This window comes from Mycolicibacterium anyangense (assembly GCF_010731855.1).
Lineage (GTDB): Bacteria > Actinomycetota > Actinomycetes > Mycobacteriales > Mycobacteriaceae > Mycobacterium > Mycobacterium anyangense.
In genome coordinates this window covers 2211665-2231889 of sequence record NZ_AP022620.1, presented here as the reverse complement: position 1 = coordinate 2231889, position 20225 = coordinate 2211665, and the positions used below count along the sequence as shown (strand labels likewise).

Annotated in this window: 16 protein-coding genes and 1 tRNA gene; 8 read left to right on the top strand and 9 right to left on the bottom strand. The window is 67.1% G+C overall.

The annotated features are described in order from the left end of the window. Positions 1-47: 47 nt before the first annotated feature. Together G6N35_RS10540 and G6N35_RS10535 are read right to left on the bottom strand one after the other, a co-directional pair. Positions 48-548, bottom strand: coding sequence for a copper resistance CopC family protein (locus G6N35_RS10540; protein WP_163804207.1), 501 nt, complete (start codon positions 546-548; stop codon positions 48-50). Next, positions 545-1186, bottom strand: a complete 642-nt coding sequence (locus G6N35_RS10535; RefSeq protein ID WP_163804206.1) for a YcnI family protein — start codon at positions 1184-1186, stop codon at positions 545-547. Before G6N35_RS10535 ends, G6N35_RS10540 begins: the two co-directional genes overlap by 4 nt. Positions 1187-1475: 289 nt before the next feature. Here G6N35_RS10535 and nicT point away from each other — a divergent pair, with 289 nt between their 5' ends. Continuing rightward, the gene (gene nicT / locus G6N35_RS10530) at positions 1476-2543 is read left to right on the top strand and encodes a Nickel transporter NicT (RefSeq protein WP_163804205.1); all 1068 of its coding nucleotides are present in this window, start codon (positions 1476-1478) and stop codon (positions 2541-2543) included. Here nicT and G6N35_RS10525 read toward each other — a convergent pair. The 5 genes from G6N35_RS10525 to G6N35_RS10505 all read right to left on the bottom strand — a co-directional run bounded on the left by G6N35_RS10525 (position 2540) and on the right by G6N35_RS10505 (position 4286). After that, on the bottom strand, positions 2540-3139 hold the full coding sequence (locus tag G6N35_RS10525; protein ID WP_197748417.1) for a cadmium resistance transporter: 600 nt from the start codon (positions 3137-3139) through the stop codon (positions 2540-2542). The genes nicT and G6N35_RS10525 overlap by 4 nt on opposite strands. 71 nt (positions 3140-3210) lie before the next feature. After that, positions 3211-3489 carry a type II toxin-antitoxin system RelE family toxin gene (locus G6N35_RS10520; protein WP_163804204.1) on the bottom strand — a complete coding sequence of 93 codons (279 nt, stop codon included), beginning with the start codon at positions 3487-3489 and terminating at the stop codon, positions 3211-3213. After that, a complete protein-coding gene (locus G6N35_RS10515; RefSeq protein WP_246224271.1) occupies positions 3486-3770 on the bottom strand; it encodes a type II toxin-antitoxin system Phd/YefM family antitoxin in 285 nt (94 codons plus the stop codon). The genes G6N35_RS10520 and G6N35_RS10515 overlap by 4 nt, the downstream gene beginning before the upstream one ends. Positions 3771-3818: 48 nt before the next feature. Next, positions 3819-3892 (bottom strand) — tRNA-Arg (locus G6N35_RS10510). Between the two features lie 76 nt (positions 3893-3968). Next, positions 3969-4286 carry a hypothetical protein gene (locus G6N35_RS10505; RefSeq protein ID WP_163804202.1) on the bottom strand — a complete coding sequence of 106 codons (318 nt, stop codon included), beginning with the start codon at positions 4284-4286 and terminating at the stop codon, positions 3969-3971. Between the two features lie 292 nt (positions 4287-4578). Between G6N35_RS10505 and G6N35_RS10500 the strand changes: the two genes are divergently transcribed. Then, entirely contained in the window at positions 4579-5787 is a 1209-nt protein-coding gene (locus G6N35_RS10500) for an alpha/beta hydrolase (protein ID WP_163804201.1), read from the top strand. Positions 5788-5790: 3 nt separating this feature from the next. Here G6N35_RS10500 and G6N35_RS10495 read toward each other — a convergent pair whose 3' ends face one another. Both G6N35_RS10495 and G6N35_RS10490 read right to left on the bottom strand, forming a co-directional pair. Next, complete coding sequence (locus G6N35_RS10495; RefSeq protein ID WP_163804200.1) at positions 5791-7374, bottom strand: phospholipase C; 1584 nt, start codon at positions 7372-7374, stop codon at positions 5791-5793. A gap of 56 nt (positions 7375-7430) precedes the next feature. Further along, positions 7431-10196: an aminotransferase class I/II-fold pyridoxal phosphate-dependent enzyme gene (locus G6N35_RS10490; RefSeq protein ID WP_163807595.1), complete on the bottom strand. Its 2766-nt coding sequence runs from the start codon at positions 10194-10196 to the stop codon at positions 7431-7433. A 196-nt stretch (positions 10197-10392) separates the two neighbouring features. On the opposite strand from G6N35_RS10490, the gene G6N35_RS10485 reads away from it, so the two are divergent. From G6N35_RS10485 to ettA, 6 genes are all read left to right on the top strand, one after another. Then, complete coding sequence (locus G6N35_RS10485) at positions 10393-11877, top strand: wax ester/triacylglycerol synthase family O-acyltransferase (protein ID WP_163804199.1); 1485 nt, start codon at positions 10393-10395, stop codon at positions 11875-11877. Next, positions 11877-13499: an HAD-IB family hydrolase/lysophospholipid acyltransferase family protein gene (locus tag G6N35_RS10480; protein ID WP_163804198.1), complete on the top strand. Its 1623-nt coding sequence runs from the start codon at positions 11877-11879 to the stop codon at positions 13497-13499. The genes G6N35_RS10485 and G6N35_RS10480 overlap by 1 nt, the downstream gene beginning before the upstream one ends. Continuing rightward, on the top strand, positions 13496-15832 hold the full coding sequence (locus tag G6N35_RS10475; protein WP_163804197.1) for a glycerol-3-phosphate 1-O-acyltransferase: 2337 nt from the start codon (positions 13496-13498) through the stop codon (positions 15830-15832). Before G6N35_RS10480 ends, G6N35_RS10475 begins: the two co-directional genes overlap by 4 nt. 19 nt (positions 15833-15851) lie before the next feature. Then, on the top strand, positions 15852-17819 hold the full coding sequence (locus tag G6N35_RS10470; RefSeq protein WP_246224581.1) for a bifunctional copper resistance protein CopD/cytochrome c oxidase assembly protein: 1968 nt from the start codon (positions 15852-15854) through the stop codon (positions 17817-17819). Positions 17820-17940: 121 nt separating this feature from the next. Next, on the top strand, positions 17941-18429 hold the full coding sequence (locus G6N35_RS10465) for a single-stranded DNA-binding protein (RefSeq protein WP_163804195.1): 489 nt from the start codon (positions 17941-17943) through the stop codon (positions 18427-18429). A gap of 110 nt (positions 18430-18539) precedes the next feature. Next, the gene (ettA, locus tag G6N35_RS10460) at positions 18540-20213 is read left to right on the top strand and encodes an energy-dependent translational throttle protein EttA (RefSeq protein ID WP_163804194.1); all 1674 of its coding nucleotides are present in this window, start codon (positions 18540-18542) and stop codon (positions 20211-20213) included. The last annotated feature ends 12 nt before the right edge of the window (positions 20214-20225 follow it).

Here is a 20225-nt window from a genome sequence, read left to right as displayed (position 1 = left end):
TCATCTGATCGTCTGTCTACGTGAAAAGATGAACAAGGGCCAGATCGTCAGGATCTTCGCAGGAACCACCACGTTCCACCGCCGAGCAGGGCCAGGGCGGCGGCCAGGAGAAACGGCCAGATGGGAATGGACGTGGACGCGTTGCCGGTCGCTGAGGCCGACGGGCCGGGCTTGCCGGTCCCGGCGACGCTGAGGTGAAAGGGCCACGAGCCCGAGACCACATGCCCGTCGGCGGAGGTCACCCGGTAGTTGACCGTGTAGGTGCCGACCGGGCCGAGCGGCAGGACGCCGAGTGAGATGACGGCGCCCTGCAGCTGGGGCTCTCCGGTCGACCACAGATTTCCGTCCGGCCCGACGACCGTCATGGCCGAGAACGTCGTCTGCAACCGCTCGTTGAACGTGGCGCTGACCTGGGTGGGTCCGGTGGTCAGGACGGCGTCGGCTGCCGGTTCGGTGGCGATGCGCACCGCGTGCGCAGAGGCCACCGGCGCACCCACCAGTGCGATCACGGACAGTGTTGCCAGCGCGGCCGCTGCCGCCGACTTCACGACCGGCGCCGGGTCACCAGCGTGACCACCAGGCTGGCCGCGGCGACGAGGAGCGCAGCCCCGGCCAGCCAGCGTGAGGTGTTGTCAGAGGTCGACATGGGCATGGACATGGCGGCGTCGTCATGGGATTCGGCCTTCAAAGCCAGTGTGGGAGAGGGATGTTCGGGTTCGGCACCGCCGGCCGGGGTGGGCTGATCCCAGTGCACGACGGTGCCGTCGCTGTAGGTCTGGGTGGTGGGGAAGCTGGCGCTGTCACCCTTCGGGAGCATGACGGCGACCCGGAACAGGGCGAACTGATCGGGAGCGATACCGGCGCCGGGTGCCGCTGTCCACGTGACGGCCTTGACCGTGCCGGCCGCGACATTGCGATCCAGGCGCGCGGTCCAGCCGGGGATCTGTTCGGCGCTGACCTCGGTCAGGTCTGGGAGTGCGACGCTCACCTCGGTGGTGGCCGCTCCCTTGTCGGACTCGTTGGGGACGGCGAAGGTCAGAACGGCGTCGTCCCCGGGAGTGGTGTGGTCGGCGTCGACGTGGACGTGCGCCCATGCCGGCGCCGCGGCGAGCATGGCGGCCACGCTCAGAGCCGAGGCGTACCCGATCACCCGTGCTGCCTTGCCGGTAGTGCTGCTGTTCATCATTGCGGTGCGCTGACCTTTCCTCCGGACCGGTGGCAGTGCTGCCACCGGTCCATTAGTCGGCACGGTGGGCGACGTGGTTCCCTGGGGATCTGCTGTGCACCTCGTGCTGGGGGGAACGCATCCGATATGTTGCTGAGGTTCGTCGCGAGCGGGTGCGGAAACCGGTGTCATTCCGGTGCGGTAGCGCCACTGTGTCCGACGGAGCCGTCAGAGTGCGGCGCCGACGGGAGCCAGACCCCGCCGTTCGCGTTCACCCACGACGGGGCGCAGTTCCCTTGAAGGATGTCTCATGCCGAAAGCACGGTTCGTCGCCGCCTGGACCAGACGGGACTGGTTGGAGGTCGGTGTTCTCATTGCGGTGATCGCCGCACTGCACATCATCGGCTTCGCCACATTGCTCATGTTCGTCGCGCCCAACCACTACCAGGTGGGGGCGGAGGTCTTCGGCGTCGGGCTGGGCGTGACGGCGTACACCTTTGGACTGCGGCACGCCTTCGATGCCGACCACATCGCCGCCATCGACAACACCACCCGCAAGCTGATGGCTGACGGCAGCAAGCCGAAGTCGGTCGGATTCTGGTTCGCCATGGGACATTCGGCGATGGTCTTGGTGATGGCCGTGCTGGTGATCGCCGGAACCAAAGCGGTGAGCACCCTTCTCGACGACGATTCGCCGGTGCGCCGAGGGCTGGGCCTGGCCGGGACGTTGGCTTCTGGCGGGTTCCTGTACCTCATCGCTGCGATCAATATCGTTGCGCTGATCGGCATTTGGCGGGTGTTCGTCGCGCTGCGCAACGGCGAGTTCGACGAGCGGGAACTCGAAGGGGCGCTGGACAACCGTGGGCTGCTGGCCCGGATCCTGCGTCCGATCATGAAGCGCATCAAGCGCCCGATCGGAATGTTCCCGGTGGGCCTGCTCTTCGGGCTGGGCTTCGACACCGCTACCGAGGTGGCGCTGCTGGCGCTGGCCGGGTCGGGGGCCGCTGCCGGGCTGCCCTGGTATGCGGTGCTGGTGTTGCCGGTGCTGTTCGCCGCGGGCATGAGCGTGATGGACACCGCCGACGGACTGTTCATGACGGTGGCCTATGACTGGGCGTTCGCCAACCCCATTCGCAAGATCTACTACAACTTCACGATCACCAGCCTGTCGATCGCGGTGGCGCTACTGATCGGGACCATCGAGCTGGTGTCGGTGCTGCACGACGACCTCGATCTCACCGATCCAGTGACCACGTGGATCAGCTCCATCAGCCTCAACAATGCCGGGTTCGTGATCGTCGGACTGTTCGCGGTCACCTGGCTGTGCGCGGTGACCTACTGGAAGCTCGCGCGCGTCGAGAAACGCTGGAGCACTTAGAGTCCGAACGCCCCGCCCTCGATGAGCACGGCCAGGCCGATGCCGATGAGAACGACGGGCAGCAGGATGTGCTCCCAGCGTTCGAGAACCCTGGCGACTGCTGGGTGGGTGGCGATGCGCTGACTCAGGGCGCACCACAGCCCGACCCCGATCAGCATCACGATCACGTAGGCCGGCATGCCGGCTGGCCCGGCGGCGGCGAAGACGGGAACGTAGACGCCGATGTTGTCGCCGCCGTTGGCGATCGTCACGGCGGCCACCGTGGCGATGCCGACGCCGGGTCGGGCATCGGCGTCCCAGTCGTCATCGTCTTCGCCGCGGTGCCGCCAGACGTTCCAGGCGGCCTTGATGCCCAGCAGCAGCGGCAGCAGGCCGAAGTAGGCGACCGCGGTATCCGGCAGGAGTTGGGCGCCCAGGGCGCCGAGTACAGAGATGGCCAGGATCGCGATGAACCCGAGGTACTGCCCGATGACCACGCGGGCGGTCGCAGCTCGGTTGCCCCTGGCCCGGCCGAAGAACACGCCGAGAACGACGAGGTCGTCGATGTTGGTGGCGACGAACATCACCGCCGCTTGGACCGCCGTTGCCGCGTGCACCGGGATAGTTTCGCGTAGTCGGGTGTGGGGGAATCTTGGGGTTATCTGAAGTCAGAAGGTGCGCGCGGCCGTCAGGGGTTTCGGTAGGCGTCTGCCCGGCTGAACACGCCCACGACCGTCACGCGCCGCTGCTCGTCGTCAATCCGATAGATCACGCGATACGTTCCGCGGCGGGCACTGTGACGATCTTCGAGCGGCGGTCGCAATCGCTTGCCGACTCGATGTGGGTTGTCGAGCAGCGGTCCAGTGATGAACTCATATGCTGCGAAGGCCACTGCACCGGTCAGGGTTTCGGCCAGTTGTTTCCTGGCGGTCGGGGCGACGATCAATTCGTAGCGCTGATCGGTCACTTCCCGGCTCGACGGGCCTGCATCGCTGCGGCGAGATCGCCCTCAGTTTCTCCTTCGCCTCGGGCTAGTTCGGCGTCGGCCTCGCTCAATGCGCGCAGCGCGGCAGAGTCGGATAGGACCGCAATGGTCTCTTCGAGCGACTCCAGATCGTCGACAGCGATAAGGACTGCCGCGGGACGCCCGTGGACCGTGACGGTGACCCGTTCGTGTTGCTCGCCGACACGGGCCACCAACTCCGACAGGCGGGCCTTGGTCTCTGCGAGCGAGCTGACTTCCGTCATGGTCATAAGTATGACCATAAGATCGCACTGTGTCGATTGAACCGTAAGCGCCCCCGGCAGGAATCGAACCTGCGACCTAGGGATTAGAAGGCCCTTGCTCTATCCAACTGAGCTACGGAGGCAGCGCGTGGACAGAGTGTAGTCGGCCATGTTTGCCGGGTAGGTATGCCCACGGTTTCGAATCTGGCTGAGGCGAAATCAGTCGGCGGCGAACCGCGAGTAGAGGCTGTCCAGGAACCGCTGGACCTCGGCGCGTTTGGCGCGCAGCCGCAGCACCGGTTCCGGGGTGCGCGCATTGCCCCAGCCGGCGTCCACCCGGTCGGCCCAACGCGCTGCGGCGATGTCGATGAGGTGGTCCAACTCGGCGATCTCCGCCTTCATGAGCTCGGCAAACACCCTGGCTTGGGCTGCGTCGTTGGGGTGCGGCGGCGGCGCGGCGGCGGCGAACCGGCGCCGGGTTGGGGCACTGATGGTCCCGCCGACCGCCATGGGCGGGTTCCAGTCGTTGAGAAGCATCTACAAATCGTCAGTGCGTCTACTCCGCGTTTCCTGTCAATGGTGTCGCTGGATACCGTCCGTCAACCCAGAATTCACTTTGCTGGTGGGACGAGCTACCGCGATCGTGTCGGCGATCCGGGCTTCTGGCCTGCGGCAACGGTGCACGCAGCGAACGGTGGGGGAGAAATGTCGTTGAGGCCACGGGCAATTCGCTATGGTGTGACGGGCGGCACACGCTAACCCTGCGTGACTCCGCTCAAGCCGGGCAAACGCCTTAGATTGCCTAAGTGCCAAGGGAGTCCGATCGCTCATGAGCAGTCCGATCGAGCAGGTAGCCGCGCAGTGCGCGCGGGCCTACCACACTGGATCGCTGCTGCTTCGCGGCTCACCCGCGGCGGCAGGCTGGCTGCTCGGCTGGGTCGCCGCCGAGTTCGCCCCGCACGTCGTCACCGGTCACGCCCTCTCGGCAGTCCCCTCACCACTGGAAAAGGCGGCTGCGGCGCTGGCGGTCCAGCGTGCCGACACTGTCCTGGATGCCGCCCTGCAGCAGACCTTCGGCGACGTCTACGCCGACAGGGTGCACCACCCCCTGGAGCCGTACACCGCGCGCCGCCCTAGCCTTCCCGTGGTCCTCGACGCCATGCGTCACCGGGGCCGCTACGCCCAGAAGACCACCAACATCTCCTACGGCCCGGGCGGGCGCAACCATCTTCTGGACGTCTGGCGCCGTCCCGACCTTCCCGACGGCCACCGGGCTCCGGTCCTCATCCACGTCCCGGGCGGGGGATGGTCCATCAACGACAAGCGCGGCCAGGGCTACCCGTTGATGACCCGGATGACCGAACTCGGCTGGATCTGCGTGTCCATCAACTACAGCCGAAGCCCCCGCAACGCCTGGCCCGCACACATCGTCGACGTCAAGCGGGCCATCGCCTGGGTGCGGGCCCACATCGCCGACTACGGCGGAGACCCCGACTTCATCGCCATCACCGGCGGATCAGCCGGCGGCCACCTGTGCTCGCTGGCGGCCCTGACCGCCGACGATACCCGGCTGCAGCCCGGCTTCGAGGACGCCGACACCAGCGTCCAGGCCGCCGCGCCGTACTACGGCGTCTATGACCTGACCACCGTCGAGAACATGCACGGCCTGATGATGCCGCTGCTCGAACATGTCGTCATGCAGCAGCGGCTGGCCGACGACCCGCAGCTCTTCCGCGACGCCTCACCGATATTCCGCGTCCATCGCGACGCGCCGCCGTTCTTCGTGCTGCACGGCCAGAACGACGCCGTCGTCCCCAGCGCACAGGCCCGGGCCTTCTGCACGTCGCTGCGCGCGGCCGGTGCCGGTTCGGTGTCCTACGCCGAGCTGCCCAACGCCCACCACGCCTTCGACACCATCGCCACGCTGCGCTGCCAGCTCGCGTCCGAAGCGGTAGCCGCCTTCCTCGGCATCGTCTACGGCCGACATGTCAACGCCCGCAGGCGTTCTCGACGGCTCGCGGCCAGCTCGGCGAGCTGATCCCTACCCCGCCCCGTTGTGCGGGTCGAGGAACAGCGGCGCCTGCAGTCGCCCGGTGAAGTCGAACATGGCCGTCAGCGTCCCGGCTCGGGCATCCAGCGAGTCGTCACCGATCCGGCCTGTCGACCAGTTGTCCTCGATGAACCGCAGGATCGACGTCTGATCGGTGACGTTGTGGTCGACGAAGTTCGCCTTGGCATACGGCGAGATCACCAGCAGCGGCAGGCGCGGGCCGTAGCCGCAGCGCCCCTGGTAGACGATCGGGCCCGCGGTCGGGGCGGTGCAGGAACCGGGCCCGGTCAGCGCGTCGGCTTTGCTTTCCGACGCCGACACCACCGGGGAGGCCTTGTGGTCATACCAGCCGTCGGAGTCGTCGTAGGCCAGCACGATCGCGGTGTCCTTCCAGTCCGGAAGGCGCTGCAGACGGTTGAGTGTCTCGACGATGAACTGCTGCTCATCCAGCGGGTCGGAGTACTGCGCGTGACCGTCCTGGTAGCCCGGAGCCTTCAGGAAGCTGACCGCCGGCAAATGGCCGGCGTCGGCCGCGGTCCAGAAATCCGCCAGGTCGTACTGGTGGTTGGCCCGGTCGGTGTGCCCGATACCGTCGGCCGACTCCGGCGGCAGGTGGTGCGGGTTGGCGGTCGACGGGTAGTACTGGAACGGCTCGTGATGCGGGATGTAATCACCCTTGGTGCCAAAGGGTTTCGCGCCGGACGTGCCGGTGCCGCCGACCGCCACCCCGACATTGTGCTGGGCGCCGCACACCGCGGTGCCGTCCGGTTTGGTCGACGTCGGCCGGAAGCCGCCCTGGAAGTAACCCCAGGTGATGTTCTTGGCGTTGAGTAGGTCGCCGATGTTCTTGTTGGTGCTGCTCAGCTGGACCTGGTCGCGGCTGGAGCAGTCGTCGCCGAAGGGCTGTGAATCACCGATGAGGGTGTCCTCGATCACCTGGTCGGCAGGGAACGCCTTGCCGCCCGGCATGAATTGCTTTGTGACACCGTGTGTTTGGCCCGACACCAGGTTGATGTGGCCCGGTGTCGACGGGCCGAACGTGCTGTTGTAGGAGTTGTCGCTCATCGCGAAGTGCTGGGCGTAGTTCCACAGCGCGGTCACGGTGTTGCCGTCGTAGTAGTCCATCACCATGCCCGGCGCCGAGTAGATCGGTGGCTTGCAATCGGCGATCTCGGTGTGCTCGACGAACTTGTCCATCGCGCCGTGGTTGAAGGCCAGTTGTTCAGGGGTGTAGTCGTGGTCCTGATCGCAGGTGACGATCTGGTCCGGGCCACGCAGCCGCAGCGGTTGGTGGCTGTTCGGATTGTGGGTCAGCAAGTCCGGAGTCAGTCCGTCGACGGCCGGGGTGCCCGGCCGGGCGCTGAACCGCTGGCCGTCGGTGTTCGTGGCCTTCGGGTAGGTGCCGAAGTAATGGTCGAAGGAGATGTTCTCGCCGAAGATCACCACCAGGTGGTGGATCGGGGTGGTGGTGCTCGCCGTGCCCACCATGGTCGGCTTGTCAGCGCAGGACGAGGCGGTCAGGGCCAAGACCGACGCCGCGATGACCGCGGTCACGCGGGAAGTGAGCTGCCACATGGGTAGAGCTTGGAGCACCGGGTTGTCCCGTTCGTGAACGGGGGGTATCCGGCGGGCTAGTCCGAGCCCGACTCCACCAGCATGTGGTGGCCGTTGGAGTCGTGGACCGCCGCGCCCGACTGGATCTCCATGGCCTTCTCGGTGTACACCCGGTAGCCGTAGTCGGGCCGGTACCCGTGCACCTCAGGGGTGTCGAGATCGCGGATGAAAGCCAGGATCTGCGGGCTGAACAACTGGCCGGGAACCAGCACCGGGAACCCCGGCGGGTAGGGCGTGACAAACGTCGCCGACACCACCTGCCGGCCCGCGGCCAGCCGTTGGTCGATCTCGGCGTCGGACAGGTACTCACAGTTGGCGTCGTTGTAGGACAGATAGAAGGCCGACCGCACATCACCTTCGGGGGTGGCGTCACCGTCGCGGAACGCGGTGTGGAAGCCGCTGAAGTTCGGCAGCGGGATCGACTGCCGTGTCAGCCGGTGCACCCGGCGTTCGAACCAGCCCCGCTCGCTGAGGCTCATCTCGGAGACCCGCTCGTCGAGCTCGGTGGCGATCTTCACCAGCACCTCGACCAGGAACGCCACCGAGCTGCGCGTCGTACCGATATTGGTCATGAACAGCACGGTGTTGCGCGACGTCTTGTTGATCTGCACGCCGTGCCGGTCCATCAATTGCGCACGTTTGAACTGATCGCCGTCGTACCCGGTGTGGCCGATGGACAACGTGATTCGCGACGGATCGAGCACGAACTCGTCGGCCTCCCAGGCCGACATCATGTTGCGCAGTCCCGAACGCAGCGGTTGCGAGATCCGCGACGGCCGGAATTCCTCGGGGATCAGATCCGAGGTGCGCAGGCACGAGAAGTACCTGCGCAGCAGCGGATGATTGTCGATCGCGTCGCGCAGCTGCATCGCGTTCTCGATCTGGCGGGCCACCAGCTCGACCCCTTCGAGTGCCACCTGGCGGCGGCCCAAATCCAGTGACGCCAGGATCTGGTAGTTCGGCGACGTCGACGTGTGAGCCATGTACGCCTCGTGGAACGACTCGGCGGCCTTCTGCTCGAAGTCCTGATCGAAGACGTGGATCATCGAGCCCTGCCGCAGCGCGGTCAACGTCTTGTGGGTCGACTGAGTGGCGTACACCCGGACCCGCGCCCGGGCCGGATCGGGGCTCAACCGCGTATCGAGCAACTCGTCGTCCGACATGGTCGCCTGGGCTTCGAGCGTCGATTCGTAATGGGTGATGTAGGACGGATCGAGCAGCTTGGTCCGCAGTGCCTTGGCCGCCGCCATCGCAGTGCGCGTGCGATAAACCGGGTGGAACCGCGCGAACGCGAACCACGCTTCGTCCCACAGGAACACGAGGTCGGGCTTGATCGCCAGACACTCCTCCATGACCCGGGTGACGTCATAGACGATGCCGTCGAACGTACAGTTCGTCAGCGAGATCATCTTGACGCGGTCGAGCTTGCCCGCCGCTCGCAACGCCAGCAGTTTGGACTTGATCTCGCGCAGCGGCACCGCACCGTACATCGAGTACTCGGGCAGCGGGTAGGCCTCGAGGTAGACCACCTGCGCGCCGGCCAGCATCATCCCGTAGTGGTGCGACTGATGGCAGTTGCGGTCGAGCAGGACGATGTCGCCCGGGGCGACCAGCGCCTGGGTGACCACCTTGTTGGCGGTCGACGTTCCGTTGGTGACGAAGTAGCTACGACGTGATCCGTAGGTCTGCGAGGCCAGTTCTTGCGCCTCACGCAGCGGGCCGGTGGGGTCGAGCAGCGAATCCAGGCCACCGCAGGTAGCCGACGTCTCCGCCATGAAGACGTCGAGGCCGTAGAAGCCCACCATGTCTTTGATCCAGTGCGAGGTGACGATCGACTTGCCCTGTGAGATCGGCAGGGCATGGAACACCCCGGTCGGCCGGTGGCTGTATTGCTTGAGCGCGCTGAAGAATGGTGTGCGGTAGCGGGACGCGACCCCATGCAGGATTGACAGGTGTAGCTCGAGCATGCCTTCCCTGGCGTGGAACACCCGCCGGAAGTGCTGGCCAAGGCGACCGGCGATGTCCTCGACCTCGATCTCGGTCATCAGATAGAGGTCGAGTTCGGGCCGCAGTTCGCCCAGCGAGGTGGCCAGGATCTGGGCGCGGTCGTCGGGGGACTGGTGATCGGCGAGGTCGTCGGTGAGTTCGGTGTCGACGAACTCGGCCAGGGTGGACAGGTCCCGGGTGGACTGATGGGAAAATCGCCGCCGGATCACAACCGCCTGCAGGTTGACGTTCAGGCGCGCGGCGATCAGCGCTTCGTCGCCGCTGCCCACGACCACCAACTCGTAGATGAACTCGTCGTCGGGACGTCGCCAGCTGCGAACTTCCTTGCGCAGCGCGCGTTCCTGTGCCTCGGTCATCTTCTCCACGACCAGCACTTCGAAGTACGGCTGTTCCCGGCGATTCGCCGGCTGACTTTCCAGCTGGCGCGGATCAGTGGGAAACAGGTCCTGGCCGTCGGCGCTGTGCTCGTGCCCTGACCGGTAGGACTCGGTGGTCAGGGCCCGGTTGATATGGGTGACGACGCTCGCGAACTTGTCGTAGCTGCCGCCGGTGAACAGCCGCTGCACCCGGGCGAACTGTGGCGAGCCGGGGAACGCCCAGTAAGGCTCCAGGGGAGTCAAGTCGGCCAGCAGGTCGCGGCAGATGCCGACGTACTTGTCCTTCAGCGCCCCGGTGGTCGTGGTTCGGGTGAGCCGGTCGGCGGCCTCCTCCAGCCGGCACCAGGCATCTGCCCGCAACTGCCCGACACTGTTGTATGCGCGCGAGATATCCACCATGCCCAGCCCTTTCACGACGGTCGTGGTCAAGGGTGGCAGAGCGGTGGGGCACGGCAATCCAACCGCAGACCAACGATGGCCGTCGATCGGCCGACGTGCGGGTAGCGCGGGCCTGGCCATGTCGTCGGACAATCGGGCCCCGTCGGCGTCGCCCGCCGACTAGCGTGGTGCTGGTGTTGTCGATGAGGAGGGATGGATGAGCCGACCCGTCGATGCAAACGGCATGCCGTCCGAACTAGGTCCCCTCGACATGTTGCTGCACCGGGGCGAAGCCAACCCGAGGACCCGTTCCGGGATCATGGCGCTGGAGATCCTGGACACCACACCCGACTGGGAACGCTTCCGGGCCTGCTTCGAGAACGCCTCCCGCAAGGTGCTGCGGCTACGCCAGCGCGTCGTGGTGCCGACCCTGCCGACGGCCGCAGCCCGCTGGGTCGTCGACCCGGACTTCAACCTGGACTTCCACGTCCGCCGGGTGCGGGTTCCGGAGCCGGGCACCCTGCGCCAGGTTCTCGACCTCGCCGAGGTCAGTCTGCAATCACCCCTGGACATTTCCCGGCCGCTGTGGACGGCCACCCTGGTCGAAGGTCTCGAAGGCGGCAAGGCGGCGACGTTGTTGCACCTGAGCCACGCTGTGACCGACGGTGTCGGTGCCGCCACCATGTTCGCCGAGATCTACGACCTCGAGCGAGAGCCGGCACCGCGTCCCGCGCCGCCCATGCCGGTGCCGCAGGACCTGACCCCCAACGACCTGATGCGCGAAGGCTTCAACCAGCTGCCCGGTGCGGTCGTGGGCGGGGTTCTCGGCGCGGTGGCCGGAGGTCTGTCGGTGATCGGGCGGGTGGTGCGCAACCCCGGCACGGCGGTGTTCGACGCGGTCGATTACGCCCGCTCGGGACGACGGGTGATGGGCCGCGCCGCCGAGCCGTCCCCGCTGTTGCGCCGGCGCAGCCTGTCCTCGCGCAGCGAGGCCATCGAGATGCGGCTGGCCGATCTGCGGGCGGCCGCCCACGCCGCGGGCGGCTCGATCAACGACGCCTACCTGGCCGGCTTGTGCGGCGCCCTGCGGCTCTATCACGAGGCACTCGGTGTGCCGGTGAACAGCCTGCCGATGGCGGTGCCGGTGAGCCTGCGCGCCGAGGCCGACCCGGCCGGGGGCAACCGGTTCGCCGGGGTCAACCTGGCCGCGCCGATCGGCGTCGCCGATGCCGCCCTGCGTATCAAGAAGATCCGCAAGCAGATGACTTCGCGGCGCGAGGAGGCCGCGATCGACCTGATCGGCTCGGTGGCTCCAGTACTCGGTCTGCTGCCCGACGCCGTGCTCGAGGCGGTGAGCGGATCGGTGGTCGCCTCCGACGTCCAGGCCAGCAACGTCCCCGTGTTCGCCGGTGACACCTACATCGCCGGGGCAAAAGTGTTGCGGCAGTTCGGACTCGGCCCGCTTCCCGGCGTCGCGATGATGGTGGTGCTGGTATCGCGCGGCGGCTACGCCACGGTGACCGCGCGCTATGACCGGGCGTCGATCACCGACGAGAAGTTGTTTGCCCGCTGCCTGCGCCTCGGATTCGACGAAGTGCTGGCGCTGGCCGGTGATCCGCCGCCGCGGGTGGTGCCCGCATCGTTCCCGGATCCGGGCGGCGACTCGGTGACTACCCCTGCGAACGGATCGGTGGCGTACTGATGACCGACAAGAACATGCGGCTGCCCGGATCGGTCGCCGAAGTGCTAGCCAGCCCGCCCGGGCCCCAGATCGGCGCGTTCTTCGATCTCGACGGCACCCTGGTGGCCGGATTCACCGCGGTGATCCTGACCCGCGAGCGGTTCCGCAGCCGCGACATGGGGATCGGCGAGCTCATCACGATGATCGCGGCCGGGCTCAACCATCAGCTGGGCCGCCTGGAGTTCGAGGAACTGATCACCAAGGCCTCGCAGGCGCTGCGCGGGCGAGCGCTGTCGGATCTGCACGAGATCGGCGAGCGGCTCTTCGTGCAGAAGATCGAGAAGCGGATCTACCCCGAGATGCGCGAACTGGTGCACGCCCACATGGAGCGCGGACACACGGTGGTGCTGAGTTCCTCGGCGCTGACCCTTCAGGTCGAGCCGGTGGCCCGCTTCCTGGGCATCGAGAACACCTTGACCAACCGGTTCGAGGTCGACGAGGACGACGTGCTCACCGGCGAGGTGGTGCGGCCGATCCTGTGGGGGCCCGGAAAAGCCAACGCGGTGCAGAAGTTCGCCGCCGACAACGACATCGACCTCAAGAAGTCCTACTTCTACGCCGACGGCGACGAGGACGTCGCGCTGATGTACCTGGTGGGCAACCCCCGCCCGACGAACCCCGAAGGCAAGATGGCCGCCGTCGCCCGGCGCCGGGGCTGGCCGATCCTGGAGTTCAGCAGTCGCGGGGGCGGCGGGCTGCTGGGTCAGGTACGCACCCTGCTCGGTGTCGGATCGCTGGTGCCCGCCGCCTACGGTGCGCTCGGCTGGGGTCTGCTGACCCGCAGCAGGCGCCGCGGGGTGAACTTCTTCACCACGGCGTTCCCCAATATGTTGTTGGCAGCCAACGGTGTTCGGCTCAACGTGCTGGGGGAGGAGAATCTCACCAAGCAGCGGCCCGCGGTATTCATCTTCAACCACCGCAACAACTTCGATCCGGTCATCTGCGCGGCGCTGATCAAGGACAACTGGACCGGGGTGGGCAAGAAGGAGCTCGAGAGCGACCCCCTGGTCGGCACCCTGGGCAAGCTGGTCGATACGGTCTTCATCGACCGGGAAGACCCGAAGGCGGCCGTCGAGTCGCTGCAGCACGTCGAGGATCTGGTGAGCAAGGGCTTGTCGATCCTGATCGCCCCCGAAGGCACCCGACTGGACACCCGCACCGTCGGCCCGTTCAAGAAGGGGCCGTTCCGGTTGGCGATGGCCGCCGGGGTCCCGATCGTGCCGATCGTGATCCGCAACGCGGAGGTGATCGCCCCGCGCGATGCCTCCACGATGAGCCCAGGAACTGTAGATGTGGTTGTCCACCAGCCTATTTCGGTGGCGGACTGGACGCTGGAGGAGCTGTCGGACCGCATCGACGAGGTGCGCCAGCTTTACCTGGACACCTTGAAGGACTGGCCGCAGGACTCGGTGCCGGCCCTCTACAGGAGCGCTGCGGCCAAGAAGGCGCCCGCGAAGAAGGCCGCGGCCAAGAAGGCTGCCGCGAAGAAGGCGCCGGCGAAGAAGGCCGTGGCCAAGAAGACGGTGGCGAAGAAGGCCCCGGCGAAGAAAGCGGCGGCGAAGAAGGTCGAGGGCCCGCAATGACCTCCAGCGACCACCTGACCGATTTCAGCACCACCGACGACGCGCTGGTGCTCGCCTCGGTGTCCTCCAAGGCCGAGTTCGACCTGCTGCACGATTGGCTGCGCGCCCAGCGCCAGGCCCATCCCGACACCAAGGTCGAGGTGCTGCAACTGCCCGCCGGGGATCCGCCGCCGGCGGTGGTGGCCCAACTCGTCGAGGAACTCGCCGGCAGCGAGGACCGACTGGTGGTGCCGGTCCGGGTGTTCTGGGTGCCCGGCGGCCTGCCGACCCGGGTGAAGGTCGTCGGTCTCATCTCCGGCCGTGACACCTACCGACCGCCGGAGATGTTGCAGCGCAGCATCCTTCGCAAGGATCCCACCCGGGCACGGATCGTGGCCGGTGAACCGGCGAAGGTGTCCGAGCTGCGCCAACAGTGGCAGGAGAACACTGTCGGCGAGAGTCCGCGGGACTTCGCCCGCTTCGTCCTGCGCCGCGCGCGGCTGGCCATCGAGCGGATGGAACTGCGCCTGCTGGGCCCCGAATACAAGTCGCCGCAACTGATCACCGACGAGCTGATGGCCTCGTCGAGGTTCATGGACGGGCTCGAGAAGATCCCCGGCGCCACCCCGGCCCAGGCCGAGGAGATGCTCAACGAGCTGGCCACCGGTTGGAGTAGATTCTCCGTCGACCTGATCCCGAACCTCGGGCGCGCGATCTTCAGCCGGGGATTCGACCCGCGCATCGACTACGACGCCGCCGAGATCGAGTCGATGCGCCGCTCGCTGGAAGACCATCCGGCGGTGCTGCTGTGGTCGCACCGGTCCTATCTGGACGGCGTGATCGTGCCGGTGGCCATGCAGGAGAACAAACTTCCGCCTGCGCACACCTTCGCCGGGATCAACCTGTCCTTCGGCTTCATGGGTCCGCTCATGCGCCGCTCCGGGGTGATCTTCCTGCGGCGCAAGCTCGACGACCCGGTCTACAAATACGTGCTGCGCCAGTTCGTCGGCTACATCGTGCAGAAGCGCTTCAACCTCAGCTGGTCCATCGAGGGCACTCGCTCACGCACCGGAAAGATGTTGCCGCCCAAGCTCGGTCTGCTGGCCTACGTCGCCGACGCCTACCTGGACGGCCGCAGTGACGACATCCTGCTGCAGCCGGTGTCGATCAGCTTCGACCAACTGCACGAAACCGCCGAATACGCGGCGTACGCGCGCGGTGGCGAGAAGACGCCCGAGGGTGCGGAGTGGCTCTACAAGTTCATCAAGGCCCAGGGCGAGCGCAACTACGGCAAGATCTACGTCCGCTTCCCCGACGCGGTGTCGATGCGCCAGTACCTCGGCGACCCGGGCGGTCCCATCGGCTCGGATCCGGCCGCCAAACGTCTTGCCCTGCAGAAGATGGCCTTCGAGGTGGCCTGGCGGATCTTGCGGGCCACCCCGATCAATGCCACCGGACTGGTCTCCGCGCTCCTGCTGACCACCCGCGGCCGGGCGCTGACCCTGCGCCAGTTGCACCACACCCTGCAGGACTCGCTGGACTACCTCCAGCGCAAGCAGAACCCGATCACCAACTCGGCGTTGCGACTTCGCACCCCCGAAGGGGTGCGTGCCGCGGCCGACGCGCTGTCCAACGGCCACCCGGTCACCCGGGTCGACGGCGGCCACGAGCCGGTCTGGCGGATCGCACCCGAGCACGAGCACGAGGCGGCGTTCTATCGCAACTCGATCATCCACGCGTTCCTGGAGACCTCGATCGCCGAACTGGCGCTGGCCCACGCCGGCCGCGCCCCCGACGGCGACCGGGTCGCGGTGTTCTGGGAGCAGGCGATGCGATTGCGCGACCTGCTCAAGTTCGACTTCTACTTCGCCGACTCCGCGGCCTTCCGTGAGCACCTCGCCGAGGAGATGGCCTGGCAGGACGACTGGGAGATCCAGGTGTCCGCCGGTGGTGACGCGGTGGACAGCCTCCTGCGCGCCAAGCGGCCACTGATGGCGCACGCCATGCTGCGGCCGTTCTTCGAGGCATACGAGATCGTCGCCGACGTGCTGTGCGACGCCCCCGCCGACATCGGCGAGAAGGAACTGTCCACCATCGCACTCGGTGTCGGGGCGCAGTACGCCGCGCAGCGCCGGATCCGCAGCAACGAGTCCGTGTCGGCGCTGCTGTTCGCCACGGCGCGACAGGTGGCCGCCGACCAGAACCTGCTCCAAGCCGCCCCGGACCTCACAGAGCGGCGGCGGGCGTTCCTGCACGAGTTACGTGCGATCCTGGGTGACATGGACCGGATCCACGAACTGTCCATCGCACAGTTCAATGCCCGTGAGCTGTCGGTGCGTGACCAGGACGGCTGACCGTAGCGCGATATGGCCGATGCTGTCGGTGGTGGCCCTGCTCGCCGGCACCGTCGCCGCGGGTATCGGTGCCCTCTCACTCGCCGACGCGCTGACGGCGACCGGGCTGCCCGACCCGGGGCCGGTGACCACGCTGGGCCTGCCGTTCGTGCGGGCGGCCGGCGAGATCGCCGCCGTCATCGCCGTCGGATCCTTTCTGCTGGCGACGTTCTTCGTCCCGCCCCAGGACACCGGGGTTCTCGATGTCGCCGGCTACCGCGCGCTGCGGCTGGGCACCGTCGCGTCCGGAGTGTGGACGGTATGCGCGGCGCTGATGGTGCCGCTGACCATCTCCGACGTGTCCGGGCAGCCGCTGCAGGATCACCTCAATCCAGTCCAGCTCTGGTCGGTCACCAGCCTGGTGGACATCGCGAGTGCCTGGCGCTGGACGGCGTTCCTGGCGCTGCTGGTCACCGTTGCCGGGGCGGCGGTGCTGCGGTGGGGTTGGCTGCCGTTCCTGCTGGCCGGTTCACTGATCACCCTCGTGCCGTTGGGACTTACTGGGCATTCGTCGGCGGGCGGCGCACACGACCTGGGCGTGAACAGCCTGATGATCCACCTGGTCGCCGGTGCACTGTGGGCCGGTGGGCTGCTCGCGCTGCTGGCCCACGCGATGCGGGGCGGGGAACATGCCGATCTCGCGGCGCGGCGTTTCTCGGCGGTGGCGCTGTGGTGTTTCGTGGCGATGGCCGCGTCCGGAATCATCAACGCGTTCATCAGGATCCGGTTCTCCGATCTGTTCACCACCGAATACGGCGCACTGATCGTCACCAAGGTGATCGCGCTGAGCGTTCTGGCGGTGCTGGGCTGGCGGCAGCGACGCTCCGCGGTTGCGGCCCTGCAGGCGGATCCGGATAACCGGCGTCCACTGATCCGCCTGGCGACCATCGAAGCCCTGGTGTTCGGGGCGACGTTCGGTGTCGCGGTCGGCCTCGGACGAACGCCGCCGCCACCGCCGGCCAACGGCAACCCGTCGCCCACCGAGGTCGCCATCGGCTACGACCTGGCCGGCCCGCCGACGGTCGCGCGCATTCTGTTCGACTGGCGTTTCGACCTGATCTTCGGCACCGCGGCGATCGTGCTCGCCGCGGTCTACGTCGCCGGCGTCATCCGTCTGCATCGCCGCGGCGATCCCTGGCCGGCGGGACGATCGGCCGCCTGGCTGCTGGGGTGTGCGCTGCTGCTATTCACCACATCCTCGGGGCTCGGGCGCTACATGCCGGCGATGTTCAGCGTGCACATGACAGCGCACATGCTGCTGTCGATGCTCGTCCCGATCCTGTTGGTGCTTGGTGCCCCGGTGACGTTGGCGCTGCGGGCTCTTCCCGCTGCGGGCAGGGACAACCCGCCGGGTCCCCGGGAGTGGCTGCTGGTCGGGTTGCACAGTCACTGGTCGCGGTTCTTCACCCATCCGGTGGTGGCGACCATCATGTTCGTGGCGGGCTTCTATGCCCTGTACTTCGGTGGCATCTTCGATGCGGCGGTCAGTCATCACGGGGCGCATGTCCTGATGAATCTGCACTTCCTGATGAGCGGCTACCTGTTCTACTGGGTGGTGATCGGCGTAGATCCCGCGCCACGGCAACTGTTGCCGGTGGCCAAGATCGGGATGGTGTTCGCCACCCTGCCGCTGCACGCGTTCTTCGGTGTGGTGCTGATGGGCATGAATCAGGTTCTCGGCGAAAGCTTCTACCGCTCACTGAAGTTGAGTTGGCACACCGACCTGGTGGGCGATCAGCACCTCGGCGGCTCGATCGCGTGGGCCGCAGGCGAGGTTCCGTTGGTAGTGGTCATGATCGCGCTGCTGGTCCAGTGGAGCCGCAGCGATCGGCGTACCGCCAAGCGGATGGACCGTGCCGCCGAACGTGACCACGACGCGGATCTAAGTGCGTACAACGCGATGCTGGCCGAACTGGCCCGGCGCGACACCGACGGCGCCAACCACTGAACTGTCCCCAGTCCTGAGTTCATCCACAACCACACCCGGATGGGCCCGTCGACCGTTCCCGAATGTCGGGGGTTCGCGGCCCACTGGAGGTCCAGTGATCAACCACGAAAGGACCCCAGCCATGTTCGAAACTCATCTCACCGTCGTCGGGCGCATCGTCACCGACCTTCGCCGCAGGATCGTCAACAACCAGGAACTGATCAGTTTCCGGGTGGCCAGCAACGCGCGCCGTCGCACTGGCGACGGCACCTGGGAGCCGGGCAACTCGCTGTTCATCACCGTCAACTGCTGGGGCCGGCTGGTCACCGGGGTGGGGGCCGCCCTCTACAAGGGAGCCCCGGTGATCGTCGTCGGGGATGTCTTCACCAGCGAGTACGAGGACAAGGATGGTCTGAGGCGGTCGTCGTTGGAGATGCGCGCCACCGCGGTGGGCCCGGACCTGTCCCGCGCGATCGTGCGCATCGAGCAGCCCCAGCCCAAGCCCGCCGAGGCGCCGGTCGCGGAGTCCGTCCCCGACGACGTCGAGGAGAGCGGGGAGGAGTTCGGGGAGGCCGTCGAGGAGGACCGCGACGCACCGGAGATGGCGCCGGAGATGGCGTTGTCGGTGTAAACCTGGCCGCGGCCGCGCGGGGAGACCCAGCGCGGCCGTGAGGCCGAGGTCGCCAGCCGCCTAGGATGGTCCGCGAGATATTCGCACATACGGAAGGCGACACCGCGGCAATGGCCGAATACATCTACACGATGCGGAAGGTCCGCAAGGCACACGGCGACAAGGTCATCCTCGATGACGTCACCCTGGCCTTCCTGCCCGGAGCCAAGATCGGCGTCGTCGGCCCCAACGGCGCCGGTAAGTCCAGCGTGCTGAAGATCATGGCCGGCCTGGACCAGGCCAACAACGGTGACGCCCTGCTCGCGCCGGGTGCGTCGGTCGGCATCCTCATGCAGGAGCCGGTGCTCGACGAGACCAAGACCGTCCGCGAGAACGTCGAAGCGGGCGTGGCGATCAAGGCCAAGCTCAACCGGTACAACGAGGTCGCCGAACTGATGGCCACCGACTACACCGATGAGCTCATGGAGGAGATGGGCAAGCTCCAGGAAGAACTGGACGCCGAGGACGCCTGGGACATCGACTCCCAGCTGGAACAGGCGATGGACGCGCTGCGCTGCCCGCCGCCCGACGAGCCGGTGACCCACCTCTCCGGTGGTGAGAAACGCCGCGTGGCGCTGTGCAAGCTGCTGCTGAGCAAGCCCGACCTGCTGCTGCTCGACGAGCCCACCAACCACCTCGACGCCGAGAGCGTGCTGTGGCTCGAACAGCACCTGGCCTCCTACAAGGGCGCCATCCTGGCCGTCACCCACGACCGGTACTTCCTGGACAACGTCGCCGAGTGGATCCTCGAACTCGACCGCGGCCGGGCTTACCCCTACGAGGGCAACTACTCGACCTATCTGGAGAAGAAGGCCGAGCGCCTTGAGGTGCAGGGCAAGAAGGACCAGAAGCTGCAGAAGCGGCTCAAGGAAGAGCTCGCCTGGGTGCGCTCGGGCGCCAAGGCCCGGCAGGCCAAGAACAAGGCCCGCCTGGGCCGCTACGAGGAGATGGTCGCGGAGGCCGAGAAGACCCGCAAGCTCGACTTCGAGGAGATCCAGATCCCGGCCCCGCCGCGACTGGGCAACGTCGTGGTCGAGGTCGAGCACCTCGACAAGGGCTTCGAGGGCCGCACCCTCATCAAGGACCTGTCCTTCACCCTGCCGCGCAACGGCATCGTCGGCGTCATCGGCCCCAACGGCGTCGGCAAGACCACCCTCTTCAAGACCATCGTGGGCCTGGAAGCGCCCGACAGCGGCACCGTGCGGGTCGGCGAGACCGTCAAGCTCAGCTATGTCGACCAGAGCCGGGCCGGGATCGATCCGACCAAGACGGTGTGGCAGGTCGTCTCCGACGGTCTGGACTACATCGAGGTCGGTCACAACGAGATCCCGTCGCGCGCCTACGTCTCGGCGTTCGGGTTCAAGGGCCCGGATCAGCAGAAGCCGGCCGGGGTGCTCTCCGGTGGCGAACGCAACCGGCTCAACCTCGCGCTCACCCTCAAAGAGGGCGGCAACCTGATCCTGCTCGACGAGCCGACCAACGACCTCGACGTCGAGACGCTGTCCTCGCTGGAGAACGCGCTGGAGAACTTCCCCGGCTGCGCCGTGGTGATCTCGCACGACCGCTGGTTCCTGGACCGCACCTGCACGCACATCCTGGCGTGGGAGGGCGACGACAGCAACGAGGCCAAGTGGTTCTGGTTCGAGGGCAACTTCGGGGCCTACGAGGAGAACAAGGTCGAGCGCCTGGGTGCCGACGCGGCCCGTCCGCACCGGGTCACCCACCGCAGGCTCACACGCGACTAATGTGGTCGGCTG